Source organism: Brevibacillus sp. SKDU10, from assembly GCF_001645205.1.
Taxonomy (GTDB): domain Bacteria; phylum Bacillota; class Bacilli; order Brevibacillales; family Brevibacillaceae; genus Brevibacillus_B; species Brevibacillus_B halotolerans.
In genome coordinates, this window is sequence record NZ_LSSO01000173.1 from 1 (window position 1) to 16699 (window position 16699).

The 16699-nt window shown below is 42.4% G+C and carries 14 protein-coding genes and 8 tRNA genes; 18 read left to right on the plus strand and 4 right to left on the minus strand.

Going from position 1 to position 16699, the window contains the following annotated elements; genetic code table 11:
* Nucleotides 1-110 precede the first annotated feature (110 nt).
* The 8 genes from AYJ08_RS15705 (at nucleotide 111) to mnmL (ending at nucleotide 3788) form a co-directional block, all read left to right on the plus strand.
* Nucleotides 111-201: transfer RNA gene (locus AYJ08_RS15705), tRNA-Ser, on the plus strand.
* Nucleotides 202-222: 21 nt separating this feature from the next.
* Nucleotides 223-299: transfer RNA gene (locus AYJ08_RS15710), tRNA-Met, on the plus strand.
* Nucleotide 300: 1 nt separating this feature from the next.
* Nucleotides 301-374 (plus strand) — tRNA-Trp (locus AYJ08_RS15715).
* A gap of 18 nt (nucleotides 375-392) precedes the next feature.
* Nucleotides 393-465 (plus strand) — tRNA-His (locus tag AYJ08_RS15720).
* 17 nt (nucleotides 466-482) lie between these two features.
* Nucleotides 483-557: transfer RNA gene (locus tag AYJ08_RS15725), tRNA-Cys, on the plus strand.
* 6 nt (nucleotides 558-563) lie between these two features.
* Nucleotides 564-640: transfer RNA gene (locus AYJ08_RS15730), tRNA-Arg, on the plus strand.
* A gap of 686 nt (nucleotides 641-1326) precedes the next feature.
* Complete coding sequence (locus AYJ08_RS15735) at nucleotides 1327-2571, plus strand: glycosyltransferase family 2 protein (protein WP_064018516.1); 1245 nt, start codon at nucleotides 1327-1329, stop codon at nucleotides 2569-2571.
* Between the two features lie 227 nt (nucleotides 2572-2798).
* Nucleotides 2799-3788, plus strand: a complete 990-nt coding sequence (mnmL, locus tag AYJ08_RS15740; RefSeq protein WP_064018517.1) for a tRNA modification radical SAM protein MnmL/YtqA — start codon at nucleotides 2799-2801, stop codon at nucleotides 3786-3788.
* Nucleotides 3789-3875: 87 nt separating this feature from the next.
* Here the strand turns inward: mnmL and AYJ08_RS15745 are convergent, their stop codons facing one another.
* A complete protein-coding gene (locus AYJ08_RS15745; RefSeq protein WP_031414107.1) occupies nucleotides 3876-4514 on the minus strand; it encodes a CBS domain-containing protein in 639 nt (212 codons plus the stop codon).
* A gap of 71 nt (nucleotides 4515-4585) precedes the next feature.
* A complete protein-coding gene (locus tag AYJ08_RS15750; protein WP_064018518.1) occupies nucleotides 4586-5314 on the minus strand; it encodes a glycerophosphodiester phosphodiesterase in 729 nt (242 codons plus the stop codon).
* A gap of 172 nt (nucleotides 5315-5486) precedes the next feature.
* Between AYJ08_RS15750 and ablB the strand changes: the two genes are divergently transcribed.
* Entirely contained in the window at nucleotides 5487-6332 is an 846-nt protein-coding gene (gene ablB / locus AYJ08_RS15755) for a putative beta-lysine N-acetyltransferase (protein WP_082890987.1), read from the plus strand.
* Between the two features lie 17 nt (nucleotides 6333-6349).
* On the opposite strand, the gene AYJ08_RS15760 is transcribed toward ablB, so the two are convergent.
* Nucleotides 6350-7981 (minus strand): PucR family transcriptional regulator, encoded by a 1632-nt coding sequence (locus tag AYJ08_RS15760; protein WP_064018519.1) that lies wholly within the window; start codon nucleotides 7979-7981, stop codon nucleotides 6350-6352.
* 185 nt (nucleotides 7982-8166) lie between these two features.
* Between AYJ08_RS15760 and AYJ08_RS15765 the strand changes: the two genes are divergently transcribed.
* From AYJ08_RS15765 to AYJ08_RS15785, 5 genes are all read left to right on the plus strand, one after another.
* The gene (locus AYJ08_RS15765) at nucleotides 8167-9531 is read left to right on the plus strand and encodes an aspartate aminotransferase family protein (RefSeq protein WP_064018538.1); all 1365 of its coding nucleotides are present in this window, start codon (nucleotides 8167-8169) and stop codon (nucleotides 9529-9531) included.
* 15 nt (nucleotides 9532-9546) lie between these two features.
* A complete protein-coding gene (locus AYJ08_RS15770; protein ID WP_064018520.1) occupies nucleotides 9547-10245 on the plus strand; it encodes a 3-oxoacid CoA-transferase subunit A in 699 nt (232 codons plus the stop codon).
* Nucleotides 10227-10913, plus strand: coding sequence for a 3-oxoacid CoA-transferase subunit B (locus AYJ08_RS15775; protein ID WP_064018521.1), 687 nt, complete (start codon nucleotides 10227-10229; stop codon nucleotides 10911-10913). Before AYJ08_RS15770 ends, AYJ08_RS15775 begins: the two co-directional genes overlap by 19 nt.
* A 13-nt stretch (nucleotides 10914-10926) precedes the next feature.
* A complete protein-coding gene (locus tag AYJ08_RS15780) occupies nucleotides 10927-12219 on the plus strand; it encodes a peptidase (protein ID WP_064018522.1) in 1293 nt (430 codons plus the stop codon).
* Nucleotides 12220-12304: 85 nt separating this feature from the next.
* Nucleotides 12305-12393 (plus strand) — tRNA-Ser (locus AYJ08_RS15785).
* Between the two features lie 223 nt (nucleotides 12394-12616).
* On the opposite strand, the gene AYJ08_RS15790 is transcribed toward AYJ08_RS15785, so the two are convergent.
* Nucleotides 12617-13066, minus strand: coding sequence for a hypothetical protein (locus AYJ08_RS15790; protein WP_064018523.1), 450 nt, complete (start codon nucleotides 13064-13066; stop codon nucleotides 12617-12619).
* Nucleotides 13067-13307: 241 nt separating this feature from the next.
* Between AYJ08_RS15790 and AYJ08_RS15795 the strand changes: the two genes are divergently transcribed.
* From AYJ08_RS15795 to AYJ08_RS15810, 4 genes are all read left to right on the plus strand, one after another.
* A tRNA-Ser gene (locus tag AYJ08_RS15795) sits at nucleotides 13308-13396 on the plus strand.
* Between the two features lie 294 nt (nucleotides 13397-13690).
* Nucleotides 13691-14266, plus strand: a complete 576-nt coding sequence (locus tag AYJ08_RS15800; protein WP_003338155.1) for a TetR/AcrR family transcriptional regulator — start codon at nucleotides 13691-13693, stop codon at nucleotides 14264-14266.
* Nucleotides 14267-14289: 23 nt separating this feature from the next.
* Nucleotides 14290-15486, plus strand: coding sequence for an HlyD family secretion protein (locus AYJ08_RS15805; protein ID WP_031414116.1), 1197 nt, complete (start codon nucleotides 14290-14292; stop codon nucleotides 15484-15486).
* Entirely contained in the window at nucleotides 15479-16660 is a 1182-nt protein-coding gene (locus AYJ08_RS15810) for an ABC transporter permease (protein ID WP_064018524.1), read from the plus strand. The genes AYJ08_RS15805 and AYJ08_RS15810 overlap by 8 nt, the downstream gene beginning before the upstream one ends.
* Nucleotides 16661-16699 lie beyond the last annotated feature (39 nt).

Genomic DNA, 16699 nt, shown 5'->3' on the forward strand with positions numbered 1-16699 from the left:
AGTTTTCAGGGAATAAAGACATGTGTTTGGTATAATTATTCCTTAGGTATATTAAATAAAATAGTGTAGTAGATTGAATCATATAGATTTATTCTGAGGAGTTATTATACGGAGAGTTACCCAAGAGGCCGAAGGGGACGGTTTGCTAAACCGTTAGTATGCGTAAGCGTAGCGAGGGTTCGAATCCCTCACTCTCCGCCATATTGTTTTATATCGTTTTTTGGCGGTGTAGCTCAGCTGGCTAGAGCGTTCGGTTCATACCCGAAAGGTCGGGGGTTCGATCCCCTCCGCCGCTACCATAGGGGCATAGTTTAGTGGTAGAACAAAAGTCTCCAAAACTTTTGGTGTGGGTTCGATTCCTACTGCCCCTGCCAACTTTTACTTACATAATGGCGGTCGTGGCGAAGTGGTTAACGCATCGGATTGTGGCTCCGACACTCGTGGGTTCGATTCCCATCGATCGCCCCTTTTTAATTTCATAAGGGAGTATAGCCAAGTGGTAAGGCACAGGTCTGCAAAACCTTTATTCCCCGGTTCAAATCCGGGTACTCCCTCCAAAATGCGTCTCAGTAGCTCAGCTGGATAGAGCAACCGCCTTCTAAGCGGTCGGTCGGGAGTTCGAGTCTCTCCTGAGACGCCATTTTTATGTATTTTTAAAAATTGAATGCCAACCTTCAAAAAAGGAAATCACATAAGACTCTGCTCGGCCAAAAGGGTTCGTACCGCTGAGTTTTTATTTGTTTTTATAGTTGTAAAGAAAAGTAAAAAGTGAGAAATTCATTAAAAATATTCCATAAAAATTCATATTTTGTCATTATATACAAAAAATATTTGTTGATGAAATAGGATTTTTATAGGAGACAGGGAATAGGTAAATGAATACATCTAATGTCAATTAGTTCTTTTGTCCCTGGAATAAAAAAACATCACTATAGAAATTTTACTAGGAATATCGGCTGACCTTTAGTTATAGAGGCCAGATTTTTGCATCTTCTGGATTCAAGCCTATTTGAAAAGGGTACACCTTTTTATAGCAGGCTTTTTTTTCTGTAGTAAATTTTGAGGTTGCAGAATAAGAGTAGGATGAAGAGGGAAACGTGATAGGGACAAGTGTTTCTCAAAAACTGCTTGCAAGATGAAGCGAATCACTGAGCTTTTGCGTCATATTAAGCAACAAATAGATATAGAGAGAACTAAACATTGATTTTTCCCACTTTTGAACGATTGCAGGCTAGTTGTGAATCGTGTAAACTCGCAAATAGGGTTTGAAGGAGATATAACACTACCTGTATGCATATAAGCATACCAGGTCGAGGAGAAGAAAAGATGGTTGACTTAAAAGATATAATTGAGGGGCTTTTCATCGGTTTTACCACCACAATGGGGTTAGTCAGCATCTATCAAACAGCAATTTCAGTAGGGGGAGGCATTTTACTTCATAAGAAAAAGCCTGTGACCCACAAGCCAGAGAAAACATTTGCTGTATTGATAGCTGCACACAATGAATCAGCGGTTGTTGCACCATTGATCGAGAATTTGAAAAAAATGGACTATCCGCGTGAGATGTACGACATTTTTGTTATCTGTGACAATTGTACAGATAACACCGCGGAGATTGTTCGGAAGCATGGCGCCTATGCTTGCGAACGATTTGACACTTCAAAGCGTGGCAAGGGCTACGGTATTGAGTGGATGCTAGACAATTTATGGTCACGAGAAAAGCAGTACGATGCTGTCGTAATGTTTGATGCAGATAACTTGGTAGAAAAAAACTTCCTAACTGTCATGAACGATCGTCTATGCAAAGGACAACAAGTTATCCAAGGTTACCTTGACTCCAAAAACCCGTTTGACTCTTGGATTACTCTTTCGTACGCTTGTACGTACTGGTTCACCAACCGTATGTGGCAATTGGCTCGCCATAACCTAGGGCTGCCAAACACATTAGGTGGTACAGGACTTTGTATTGAGAGTAAGCTGTTAAAAGATATGGGTTGGGGGGCAACCAGCTTAACGGAAGACTTAGAGTTTGCAACGAGATGTATCGAACGTGGCATCTATCCTTGCTGGGCTCATGAAACAAAGGTTTTTGACGAAAAACCAATCGATCTAAAATCTTCAATGAAGCAGAGACTTCGTTGGATGCAAGGTCATTATGATGTAGCTGGACGTTACATTGGTTCAGTTGTAAAAAATGGCTTAAAAGCAAGAAGACTAGGAATGCTTGACGCAGCTTTTTACCTCTTTCAACCCATGTATGTGTTGATTGTTACATTTATGTCGGTATTGTTTATGGCCAGATTGTTGAGTTTTAATACGTTCCTACCTACAACAGGCTTCTTGCCTGATTGGTTGATTTACGTGACAACAGGTATTTTCTATTTGTTACCTGTACTCGCATTGTACTTAGAGAAAGTCCCGCTAAAAGCTTATTTGGGACTCATCCTGTTGCCAATTTTCTTCCTGACATGGTTACCTATCTTTATTTACGCGTTCTTTACCAAGAACAATCAAGAGTGGAGCCATACTGCACATACACGTGCAATTCAGATTGAAGAAATGCAACAGTAATGTAAACGTAATAAAGTGGGAAATATAATGATCAGGAACCGCGGGAAAGAACTGCGGTTCTTTTTTTCTAGTAAAAACTTCGAAATGTTATTGATGTTAATATAAAAGCAACGATTGACGGAAGCCTGAGATGTGCAAAAATGTGTGGTGTAATATTTTTCACTATTAAAAAGCTCTACAGAAACTGGTATACTGTAGAAATGCATGGGACAGAAGGGAGTATAAAGATGTCAACGGAGGATATACAAAAGAGCTGTCAGCCTCTGCTATGGGGTGATAAGCGTTATCATACATGGAACTATCATTTGCGTAGTATGTTTCAACACAAGGTATTTAAGGTACCGCTAGATGGAGGGTTTTCCTGCCCCAATCGAGATGGCAATGTTGCAGTAGGTGGCTGTACATTTTGTAGTGCACGTGGATCGGGGGACTTTGCAGGCGATCGTCGTATGACGTTAGAGAAGCAGTTTCATGATGTTAAGGATCGTATGCATGAAAAATGGCCTACAGCGAAGTATTTAGGGTTTTTTCAGGCGTTTAGCAATACCTATGCGCCTGTAGAAGAGCTTCGCGATATGTACGAAACGATTTTACGACAAGATGATGTTGTGGGTCTTTCGATAGCAACCAGACCGGACTGTTTAGAAGACGATGTAGTTGAGTACTTAGCAGAATTAAATGAGCGTACCTATCTCTGGGTAGAATTGGGGCTGCAAACAGTACATGAACGTACACAGCTACTGATTAATCGTGCGCATGATTATCAATGCTATCTTGATGGATTAGAGAAGCTGCGTAAACATAACATTCGTGTCTGCTCCCACATTATTTATGGATTACCTGGAGAGACTGCCGAAGATATGATGATGACTGCGCAGGCCGTTGCTCATTTGGATGTACAAGGTATTAAAATACATTTGCTACATTTGTTAAAGAAAACGCCAATGGTGAAGCAGTACAATGCTGGTTTATTGGAATTCTTGACACAAGAGGAGTATACGAAATTAGTTGTCGATACTCTGGAAATTCTACCACCAGAAATGATTGTGCATCGTATTACTGGTGATGGGCCTCCTGATATTTTGATTGGGCCGATGTGGAGTCGTAAAAAATGGGAAGTGCTCAATGGGATCGAGGCAGAGATGAAACGTCGTAATACATGGCAAGGAAAGTTCTTTGATCCAAATTGGGTACCGCCTCTGGACCTTGGAAAATAATCGAATCAAAATGTAAAAAAGGAACGCAAGCAATTAGCGTTCCTTTTTTTATTATAAATTCTTGCTTACTTACTACATGCTGGGGAGTTAGCTTTCATGAACGGAGGTGACAGCAAAGCCATGATTCTCCAGTTCCTGAATAATATCAATCAGATTATCTTCCGTTTTAAACTTGACTAGAATACGTCTGACACCAGAGTGTTTAGAATCAAAGGATACACAGGAGATCACATTTGACTTGTGTTCGGTCAAAATACTGGAGATTTCTCGCAACACACCTTTTCCTTCGAAACGGGTTAAGGTTATTCTAGTCCCTTTTACACCCATCCCAAAAACAGATTCTAATACTAGCTCCATATCTTTACGTTTAATGATGCCAAGAAAACGATTATTCTCGTCTACAATCGGTACAAATGGATAACGCACAATAATAGGGAGGGCGTCTTCATAAAGATGTTCGGTTGTAAGTGGCTTTAAATTCTGATCAACACCATCGGCAAGAGGAAGTTGAGTGAATTCTGTAAAAGTTTTGTCCGCATGATCTTGTTCGAATCTTTCAAACAAACTGCGTTTGCTCAGCGTTCCAAAATAAGTACCATCTTCATTAATCACAGGCATGCTAAGCAATTTTCCCTTTTTCATTTCCTCCAGAGCATGCGCAATGGTGTCGGTTGGCTTTACCACTGTGAGAGAATGTAGTGGTGATAGACAGTCGGTAATGAACATGCAATAACCCCCTTATATCCTGATCTCTTCTTTAGTATAGAAATATCCTGTAGGGCTTGTAAACAATCCTTTTACTTCTTACTCAAATATTTTCGCGCTAAATTAGGATAATTTGTAATTATGCCATCAATTTGTAATGAAAAGAGCTCCTGCATGCGTTCCGGAGTGTTCACTGTCCATGCAAGCAGTGATAAATGGTGCTGACGAGCAGCTTGCAGAAGTGCTTTATTAACCTGTTCCTCGGGGGCATGGAGTTCGTCCGCACGAAATTGTTTGGCAATCTCCCAGGGCTTATGTAGTTGTCCGAAATAAAGCATACCGGTGCGAATTTGTGGGTCTAGCTCCTTAACACGCAAGAGGCTGTGATAATTAAAAGAGGAGACGACCACCTGTTTATGTAAACGAAGATCATGGATGAGACGAATAACATGCTCTTCCAATTGAGGCTGGGGGACGATAAAGTTCTTTAGTTCAATGATAAGTCGAAGCCCAGTTGTTTTGACGAACAATAAGACATCTGATAGCTCTGGAACCTTTGTAGGGGGATAATATTTTCTGCTTTTGGCAGCCGCGTTTAGACGATGGATCTGTTTATAGGTGAGATGCCGCACTTCGCCCACCCCATCAGTTGTATGCTCTACGTTGGTATCGTGCATGACAATAAGCTGTTCATCGGCTGTTACTTGAACGTCGATTTCCATACCGTCAGAGCCTTGTAGATAGGCAGCATGAAAAGCTGGAAATGTATTTTCGGGATACATGCCAGAGGCACCCCTGTGAGCATAAATAAGGGTATGCATGGGTGGAATCCTCCTTTTTTCCTGTCTCTTCTTGATACCTATGCGCAAAGGCTATGGTTTAGATATGAAAGAAGCGAATTGTGTCAAAGAGGTACTTTGGACATCTTGTCGAATGACTAGCAATGCAAGGAGTTTTATAATAGTAAGAAATAACGCAATGAGGTGTAAAGAAATGACAATGGAACCGATTGGAAATCTTTCACAAATAATTGTGGATATACATAACCAACGTATCAAGGTAATGGAGTACGACTCTGATCAAATTGACGAGATTGCAAAGTCTTGCAAACAACAGGCTGACAAATTGGGGATGACCAAGCTAATTGTCTATGCCCGACATAAGGATTTGTCAGCCTGGGGGAAACATGGATTTGTACGTGAAGGGATTCTGGAAGGCTGTATGAATGGCCAGAATGCCCACATGCTTCGATATTTTGTTACATCAGAGCGAGGAACTCCTAAAAATGAGCCACTTGCAGACGAAATTCTACAAATAAGCTTGGCCAAACAAGCAAACAATAGTGTGTGCAAGGAGCTACCAGACGATTGTCGTGTCCGCTGGGCTAAGCTTGAAGATGCAGAAGAACTAGCTAAGCTGTATCAAGTTGTTTTTGAGACCTATCCAACCCCCATGCATGATCCCGAGTATGTGCGGACTACGATACAAGCAGACACCTATTACGCTGTTGTAGAAGCAGGGGGCAAGATTGTTTGCGCGGCTTCTGCTGAAGTGACTCCGAATTGGGGATCAGCAGAAATGACGGATTGTGCCACACACCCTGAATGGTTAGGAAAGGGATTGCTTCAGCACCTGTTTGTAGCTTTGGAACAACATATGCAAGAAATAGGTATTTCCTATCTATATACACTTACACGTGCCCATTCCGCTGCGATGAATGTGACAGCCGCTAAAATGGGCTATCGGTATACTGGCAGGCTAATTAACAATTGTGTGATTTCAACCGGCTTTGAAGATATGAATATCTGGGTCAAGCCGTTGAAAGCTGTTTGGGATTGATAGTTTAGTAGCTTACTCTAGGGAATGCCCGACATGTCTGGGTAGAAAATTTGTTGCAAATGATAAGCCATGATGGCTAGCTGTAACTGCCAACGATGAGATGCGTCTTGAAGTGATCCAGCGGTTTTTTGCTCTATCTGCTGTAAACGGTATTTAAGCGTGTGCCGGTGAATAAATAGACGTTGTGATGTTTTTTGCCCATTCAGACACTCTTCAAAATAAACTTGGATAGTCTCTAACAATTGTTGTCCATGCTTCTGATCATAGTGAAGCAATGTGGCTAAGAATGGCTTCCAGAGCTGCTGTAAGGCCTCAGGCTGCGCGTGATAGGGAAACAGGAACTGATAGCCGGCTAGTCGGTCAAAATGCGATACAGACTGTATTTGGAGCGCTGGGAGGAGAGCTGCCTGGCATTTCATGGCATAGATCGCTTCTTGAACGGCTATTGACAAGGTATCGAAGGAAGCACGGGGGCTGCTAATCCCGATCGCCAACGGATGCTGAGGATACAAATCAAGCCACTTTTTTGCCACTTTTTGAATAAAAACTTCACTAGCCTTATCCTCAGGCATTAGTAATAAGATTTCGGTTACCCGCTCCTTACTTAGATAAGTAGGCTGATAAACCTCTGCTAACCGCTTTAATAAGGTGGGTAGCTTTTGTAGCATGGCAAAATTATATTCCTTTGCAGAAGGAGTAGCCGGTATGGCTAGCGCAACAACAAGGTGACGTGCATGATGATGAAGAGGGTAGCCTAACATACGGCTGCGTGCCTCCGATTCTGCATCAAGTTCAAAGGTCCCGCTTAGTAACTCATCTAAAAAATCGCCTTTTAGACGCCATTCTGCTTGGGCTATCTCCCTGTCCTTACTGCAAGCTAAGGCGGCCAATGTTGAGGCATGCTGCAAAGCGATCATATCCCATTCCTGCCGGCATGTTTGCTGTTTGCGTAAGGTGATAGCGCCAAAGGTAAAACGAGCGGCTTCGATCGGATGGGTTAATTCGATAGAGGAGATGGATTCACAGTTTTGATCAGAGCGGACTTGACGGGAATCTTCCGTTGAGAGCATTTCAACAGTAGCAGGCCGACATGCCTGTGAGCACGTACGAACTAATTCATAGCCCAGTACGTCTGTTATAATCACTTCTCCTTGGGTAACGGCGGCTAATTCGTCTGCAATGGCAGAAAGACCCTCACCTAGCAAAGCTACATTTAACAATCGCTGATGAATTTGTTCCGAATAGCGAATCAGCTCAAATTGACGATTCACAATCGGCTGAAGAATGGCTTTTGTGATGGTAGAGAAATTAAGCTCTGTGGGAATCTCAATTAAAGGGAGTCCATACTGATTCGCTTGTTGAACAAAAAGCGCTGGAATTTCACGTAAATAAAATCCGGTATGAATAGCAACTCCACTCAATCCTCGAGCTGCCAGTGAAGGTATGAACTGATCGTATTTATCCGTGTTTATCTCCAAACCAAAACCAGTGGTAATAAGAAATTCCCCTGCTTGCAAACGCTCCAAATCCTCTACAATTTCTACGATTGTGACCCATTGAATTGGATGATGTAATCCTGATTCCCCTGCTACCAATCTGGTTTGCACCATATCAGGTAACTGCATGGCTTCACGGATCGTTATAGACATGGGCTTCCCCACCTCTCTATTACTTTGAAAAACTCTACCCTTTACATGAACTAGCATTATACAAAATGTACAAAAAATTCTGTTTTTTATCCAGCGTTTTTTTGCCAGAAAGTAGAATGTCAGGAGGTTCTATATTCGATACGATGAGTAATAAAGTGGCGGTGAAAACGGAAGGAGCGAAGGGCATGGATAGCAAAACCGAACGAAAAAGCTATGTAATTAAACCTGAATGGGGCAAACAATATCCACGAATTTCTCATGGAAAAGGAATTTACTTATATGAAGAGAGCGGAAAGCGTTATATGGATGCTTGTTCAGGGGCTGTAACTGTGAGTATCGGGCATGCGATGGATGAAGTGGTCGATGCTATGAGACAGCAAGCTGAGAAGGTATCCTTTGCTTATCGCTCACACTTCAGTAGTGAAGCAGTGGAGGAGTTAGCGGATATTCTGGCTGCTTGGGCACCTGGCAATGTGAATTGGAGCTTTTTTGTCAGCAGTGGATCAGAGGCAACGGAGACTGCTCAAAAAATTGCAATTCAGTACTGGCAAGAACAGGGACGCATGACCAAAAATCGGATTTTATCACGCTGGATGAGCTATCACGGAATTACGATGGGAGCTTTATCCATGTCAGGACATGTGCTAAGACGCAAGCGTTTCGTACCGTTATTGGCAGATTACCCGTGTATATCGGCACCCTATCCCTATCGAAATCAGCAGGGACTTGACAGTGATGCATATGCACGTCAGGCTGCGGATGAGTTAGAAGCGGCCATTATCAGAACGGGAGCAGAAAATGTTGCGGCCTTTATCGCAGAGCCGATTATTGGCGCTTCTGGAGGTGCTGTAGTACCGCCAGACGGCTATTTTGCTCGCATCCGTGAAATTTGTACGAAGCATCAAATTTTATTTATAGCCGACGAAGTCATGACAGGTGTGGGGCGTACTGGTAAAAACTTTGGAATTGATCATTGGCAGGTAACGCCTGATGTAATGACGTTGGGGAAAGGAATGAGTTCAGGATATACACCGATGGCAGCCACTATGGTGAGTGATTCCATCATGCAGACGATTGCAGAAGGCTCTGGCTCTATCATGGCAGGTCATACGTACAGCGCTAACCCTCAGTCAGCAGCGATCTGTGTGTCTGTGATACGTTACATGCAACAACATCAGCTAGTGAAAAAAGCTGAAGAGAATGGAAAGTATTTATTACAACACTTAAAACAAATAGAGCAGGAATTTGACATTGTTGGAGAGGCGCGTGGGAAAGGATTACTGTGTGGAATAGAATTTGTAAAGAACAAGCTGACTAAAGAGCCATTCGCACTCTCACATCAAGTAACCAATCGAATGATCCAGAGAGCGTTTGCAAAAGGATTGATGATTTACCCAGCTATTGGTGGTTTAGATGGAATAGCAGGCGATGCGGTCATTATTTCGCCCCCGCTTATTATTGAACAGCATGAAATTGATGAACTGATCCATCTGCTGCGTCAGACCTTACAGGAAGCCCAAGCAGAGTTCACGAAAGAGGGAATCTGGTAGAAAGGAGGAGCACATATGATATCACAATCAACCTGGAATAAAGAGATTTCATTAGAAGAAGCATTGGAGCATTTTCATGATGGGATGACATTGATGGTTGGTGGCTTCGGCGGGGTCGGCAATCCTCCTACCCTAATACAGGGACTTTTGGAAAAACAAATCAAAGGACTAACGCTGATTAGTAACGATACAGCTTTTCCTGATATTGGAGTCGGACGATTGATTACACAGCGTCGAGTAAGGAAGGTCGTTGCTTCTCACATTGGCTCTAATCCGAATGCTGGTGCCCAAATGACGGCAGGGGAGCTGGAGGTGGAATTTTGTCCACAAGGCATTTTGGCAGAAAGAGTTCGAGCAGGTGGAGTAGGTCTGGGAGGAATTTTATCTGACATCGGGATCGGTACAATTGCGGAAGAAGGGAAGCAGCAGGTGATAGTGGATGGAAAAACATTTTTAATTGAGACACCGCTAACCGCCCAAGTGGCTATCGTATCTGCTAAAAAGGCAGATCGATTTGGCAATCTTGTTTTTGATACAAGTGCGCGTAATTTTAACCCCTTGGTGGCCATGGCTGGAGATATCACGATCGTGGAAGCAGAAGAAATTGTTGAGATTGGAGAGCTTGATCCTGAAGAAATCGTGACACCAGGCGTGTTTGTAACCTATATCGTGCAAAGTGAAGGGGTGAATTGGCGATGGGCATGGGAGAAGTAACAAAAGAAAGTACGACGGAGAGTTATCGGGAGCGAATTGCTAGGCGTGCTGCTTTGGAGGTAAAAAGCGGTATGCTGATTAATCTAGGGATCGGTATCCCTACGCTTGTAGCAGATTTTATACCAGTAGAAAAATATGTTTTGTTTCATGCTGAGAATGGCATTGTAGGTACAGGTCCCACTCCCCAGAAAGGAGAAGAAAATCCGAATTTGTGCAACGCTGGAGGCTTTCCTGTTACTTTGATGCCCGGCGCTTCCTTTTTTGATAGTGCCACTGCTTTTGCTATCATTCGCAGAGGGTTGCTAGATATGACGATTCTTGGGGTGTTAGAGGTAAGCCAGCGTGGTGATATTGCCAATTGGATTGTTCCTGGAAAACGGGTTCCGGGGATGGGCGGAGCGATGGAATTAGCACAAAAGGCAAAGAAGGTTCTAGTTCTTACTACACATCTGGACAAAAATGGTCGCTCCAAGATTGTCCGTGAGTGCAAACTACCTCTGACCGCAAAAGGAAGTGCCGATATGATAATCACTGATATGGCAGTGATGGAGGTAAAAACGGATGGATTGCATTTATTGGAGGTTATGCATCCATACACCGTAGCAGATGTTATTGGTGCGACAGAAGCAGAGCTGTCATTTAGCGGAGAAGTAACCACTTTTTTCTAAGGGGGAGACTACCATGAGCGTAAGCCAGACACTAACATGGCAGGAACGAATTCGTGAGCAGCTACAGAAGGATCGAGCGGGTGCCATAGGCTTGTTGCAGGAATGGGTGCGTGAGGCTAGCGTACAAGGGCAGGAAGCGGGGATTCAGCAGAAAATAGCCAATCACCTGGTAGCGCTGGGACTTGAAGTCGATGTGTGGGAGATGACAGGTGACGAGCTTGAAAAGCTGGAGAAACATGCCTATTTTGTTTCACCGCGTACTGAATTTTCAGGTAGTCCGAACGTAGTAGGGGTATGGAAGGGTACGGGAGGAGGACGCTCTCTTATTCTCAATGGCCATGTTGATGTTGTGCCAGAAGGAGAGTTAAAACAATGGACACAGGAGCCGTTTAGTGGAGAAATTGTGGATGGAAAATTGTATGGCCGCGGGGTAACGGACATGAAAGGTGGAAATCTCGCGTCTCTCTTAGCTATTCAAACCCTCCAACAGCTTGGTGTACGTTTGAAGGGCGATGTTATCTTTCAAAGTGTTGTAGAAGAAGAAAGCGGCGGGGCTGGAACCTTATCCACCATTTTACGTGGGTATAAAGCGGACGCTGCTTTAATACCTGAGCCAACAAACCTGAAAATTTTTCCCAAGCAACAAGGCTCAATGTGGTTCCGCTTGTTCATACGAGGCAGATCGGCGCATGGAGGTACACGCTATGAAGGAGTTAGTGCCATCGAAAAAAGCATGACCGTAATCAGACAAATTCAGCGCTTAGAGCAAGAGAGAAATCAACGAATGTCAGACCCTTTATACGCGAAATTGCCTATACCGATCCCTATTAATCTAGGTGTAATACAAGGGGGAAAATGGCCATCATCTGTTTCAGATTTGGTTACAATAGAAGGACGTATGGGTGTAGCACCTGGAGAAGAAATGGAGATGGCCAAAATTGAAATGCAGGCTGCGTTACAAAAGCTTACAGAGGAAGATGAATGGTTTGTAGATCATCCTGTGGAGCTGGAATGGTACGGTGCCAGATGGGTGCCCGGAGAGGTAGAAATGGATCATCCATTGCTTGCACTATTGCAGGAGCTATATCCGTCTGTTTTTGGAGAGGCAGCGATCATAGAAGCATCGCCCTGGGGAACTGATGGAGGTCTATTAACGAAGCTGGCCGATACTCCTTCTATCATTATAGGACCAGGGGTAACCCAAGTTGCACATTATCCCGATGAGTTTATCGTCCTCGATGATATTTTTGCGTGTGCTGAGTTATTTGCACTGACGCTCATAGAGTGGTGTGAGCTAGCTGATTGAAAAGAAAACTAGTAAACTCATAATTTTTTTAAAAAAGGTGTTGCTATTTAATTTTTTATGTGCTATATTCTTTATGTAGCAACGCGGAGGGATACCGAAGTGGTCATAACGGGGCGGTCTTGAAAACCGTTAGGCGGCAACGTCACGGGGGTTCGAATCCCTCTCCCTCCGCCATACATAAAGAATAGCAAACCGATGAGCTGAGAGGTTCATCGGTTTTTTTGTCTGCTTATATAGAGGACGTGTCTAATAGCAAGAGTATATGTTCTCATGTAAATCACTACACGAGATGGATATAAACATACATGTATGAAAAATCCCGGTTCGTAGCCTTAGCAGGCGTGAACCGGGATTCTTACTCAGCAAGTAAAGTTTAGATAAACGAATATATTGGTGTTTACTGTGTTGATTTACCATCAGCAGCCTTCTGGATGTGTTGCTGAGCTAATTCGCCTAGATCTTTAATATTAATGGAGAAATTAAAATTCTTATAGTAGACAGTGGCTTTCGGATCGCCCTTTTTCCCCTCGATACGGATATTCGTCGTCTTGATTTCATAGCTTCCATCTTCGCGGAAATTGTAAGTGGCATCCTTAATTTCAGAATCAATTAAAGGTCTTACAGTAGATGTGAACACTTCATCGACACCATTTACCACCTGACGTCCCATGTTCACCACTTCAGTTGGTGTATAATTGAAACCAAAGACCAGAATAGCCCCGACGACCAGACTAAATAAAACAATTTTGTACAAGGCTTTTAGAAAAAAATTAAGCACAAACACTGCCAATAAGACTAGGATAAGAATCACCCAATAATCCTTAGCAAATGTAATGAGTTGGTCCATTGCTACAAAGTCACTCCTTCATGAAAGGGTAAGAACCATAAGAATAATGTAGGAACTTACCAAATTACGTATTTAGTCTATCATACACAATCTGATGAACGGATACAAACTTTGCAATCATTTTAGAAAAAAATAATAAAAAAATACTTGTCTTTTTAAATATGCTTTAGTATAATAATCCTTGCTGATGTATTTCGCGGGACGAAATTATTTTATACATAATGATTATCAGCTATTATATGGAGGGATACCGAAGTGGTCATAACGGGGCGGTCTTGAAAACCGTTAGGCGGCAACGTCACGGGGGTTCGAATCCCTCTCCCTCCGCCATATTGCTTACATGGGAAGCCGATGACTTGTTCATCGGCTTTTTTACTTTCATAAAAACAATTGGCTACGACTAGAACAAGATGGATAGGAGATGGATAATCTGTCTTAGGCTGCAATCGTTTGAAGCATTAAGATTACGGGTATCAATAATGTTAATAGAGTACATAACCAAGATCACACCAATGAAATATGAATGAGTAATCACTTTTTTCCAAAAATACCTTGACGGTCATCAAAAAGCAGAGTACACTAATCTCTGTACTGACTGGTCAGTTTATATGGGGGTACATATTAATGAGTAAAAAGAAGGATTTAATTTATGAAAGTGCCCTGCAAGCTTTTGCCCAATATGGCTATACGGATACAACGATGGATACGATTGCAGAATTTGCCCAGGTAGCTAAGGGTACGTTGTATTATCACTTTAAGACAAAGGAGGAGTTATTCTATTATGTAAATCAAAAGGGAGTGGAAATGCTGATGGAGTCCGTCAAAGGGGCGACGGAAGATAGCAGCTTAACGCCACAGGAACGTCTTTTACACGTACTAGATGAGCATTTGCGCTTCTTTTCGGATAACAGTGAGTTTTGTTTATTGCTGTTAAGCTTCTCCTCAGGAGATATAACACGAGATAATATGGTTCGAACATTATTAGGCAATTATTTTTCTTTAATGGAGAAATACCTGGCAAACATGCAGGAACAAGGCTTTATAAAAAGCGATATGGAAACGCAGACAGTGGTATCCGCTTTGTTTGGGAGTATTGGATTTGTGGTTCTTCGCAAGATGTTCCGCAATGAGCCAGTTTATACGCTAGAGACCAGAGATACATTGCTCATTCTATTTAAAGGGGCTCTGGGACTCGCTTAAATTGCGAATTGGAGTGGAAGGTTATGAGAGAGAATAAAAAGATGATGGTTGGTTTGGTTGGGTTTTTAGCAGCTATCGTACTTTTAGGTGGATACTTGCTTTTTTCTGAAAAAAATAGTTATGCTGGAGGTTCCGCGAAACAAGTAACTGCTGTTGTAGAAGGAACCGAAGTGGATTTAGCCTTCAAGGTTCCAGGAACCATTGACAAGATTGATGTTAAAGAGGGCGACAAAGTAGTTGAAGGTCAACTCTTAGCTGTGCTGGGAAGCGCTGAGATTGCAGCAAAACGCGATCAGGCAGCAGCAGCGTACCAATTAGCTCAAGCGAAATTGGAGCAGGCTAAAAAAGGAGTTTCCGTTACCAGTGGATCAAGCGATGCTACGGTAAAGCAGGCTCAGGCAGCTTTGCAAGCAGCTCAAGCTAATTTGCAAGCCAACAAAAATGGGGCTCGACCAGAAGAGATTGCGCAGCTAAAAGGAAAGCTTCAAGCAACCAAAACAGCACGCGATTTGGCTCAGACGAACATGAAACGTATGGAGGATTTATTAAAAGAAGGGGCTATTCCAAAAATTAAATTGGAAGAATCTCAGGCTGAATTTGAAAAATACTCCGCTGAATATACGGCAACACAAGAGCAATTAAACATGGCACAAAAAGGGGCTCGTCCAGAACAGATTGAAGCACTTACAGCTCAAGTAAACCAAGCGAATGCAGCATACCAAAATGCAATTGCCGGTCTTGGTCAGGTAGGATTGCGCGAATCTGATGTAAAATCAGCAGAAGCAGGCGTAAAACAAGCAAAAGGTGCTTTGGATGAAGCAGAGGCATACTTGCGTAATACACAAATGATTGCACCTGTTAGCGGTATTGTAAAATCTATTTCCTCACAAAAAGGGGAACTTGTAGCACAAGGCTCTTCTATCATGACAATTCAAGTGGAAAACGATAAATTTGTAAAAATGTATGTAGATGAAAACCAACTTGGCAACATAAAAGTAGGCGAGAAAACTACATTGTTTGTCCCAAGCTTAAATAAGGAAGTAAATGCGACTGTACAAATGGTGGCACCAGCAGCAGATTTTGCAACGAAGAAAGCAACACAAGAGCTAAACTCCCGTGATTTGCGAGCATTCCAAGTGAAATTGCAAGTGGAGGATATTGATGTACGCCCTGGCTTTACTGTCGAATGGCACCTAAAAGGGGCTGGCGCTCGTGAATAGCTTTTTGCAATTAATTGCTGACGAATGGCGATCTATTTATACGAATAAAACGATACGTAATATTGTGTTTCTTGTTCCATGTGTCTATATGCTCATGTTTGGATATTTGTATCAGGAAAAACGCGTGATGGAAATACCGACAGTGGTAGCAGACTTGGACCAAACAGAATTAACAAGAGAATTGATCAGAGCGATTGATAATGATCAAACGTTTTCAGTAACAAATGTAGTTACAACAGAAGAAGAGTTACAACATCTGATGACCTATGAAGAGGCGCAAGTTGGATTTATCATTCCAAAGGGCTTGACCGTCAATGCCAAATTGGGTAAGCCAACAGAGATTTTAAATCTGATTGATGGAAGTAACATGATGATCTCCAATACCTCTGTTCGCGCTGCGAGCTCTCTCGTGAAAACGATCTCTGGTGGAGTTACGTTAAAAAAGTTAGAGGCGAAAGGTGAATGGGGCAGTGCGGCAACAAACTTTGCGACAGGGATTGACTATCGCTATCGTATTCTGCATAACCCAGCCTTTAACTATCTGGCATTTATGATCTTTGGGTTGGCCGGAACTGTTTTGCAGCAGGTAGCATTCTTGAGTGTTTCTTTAAGCGTAACTCGCCAAAAAGAAGAAGGAACTTGGATGGATACCTTAAATGGAAATGGGTTTGTCAAAATTGCGTTAAGTAAAATAACGACCCATATGATCCTTGCCATGTTTAACTTTTTGCTAACATATGTATTGATCTTTAAATTCTTTGCTGTTACGTACTATGGAAGCTTGAGCTTACTTTTCCTAAGCGGATTTATTTTCAATCTAGCAGTAGTGTCTATTGGATTTGCTATTTCGTTTTTCTCTTCCAATATGCTACAAGCGACACAAACAGCTATGCTAATCGCAGTGCCATCATTTATGCTATCTGGATGGACTTGGCCAATTACTTCTATGCCAACAGCGATTGCGATCATAGCAAAATCCTTGCCGCTCACATATTTCCTACATTCCGTACGAGAAATTATCAGCAAAGGACACGGCTGGGAATTTGTTAGCACCGATAATCTTATATTGCTCTTTATGATTGTTGTTGCGCTATTTGTGGCATTTGTTACGTACATGTATCAAAAGAAATATACTAGAAAAAACTATCAATCTAATTCAGAAACTGTGTTATAAAATAAAAACTTCTTGTAACTCCGGGGCAGTTTTTTTACA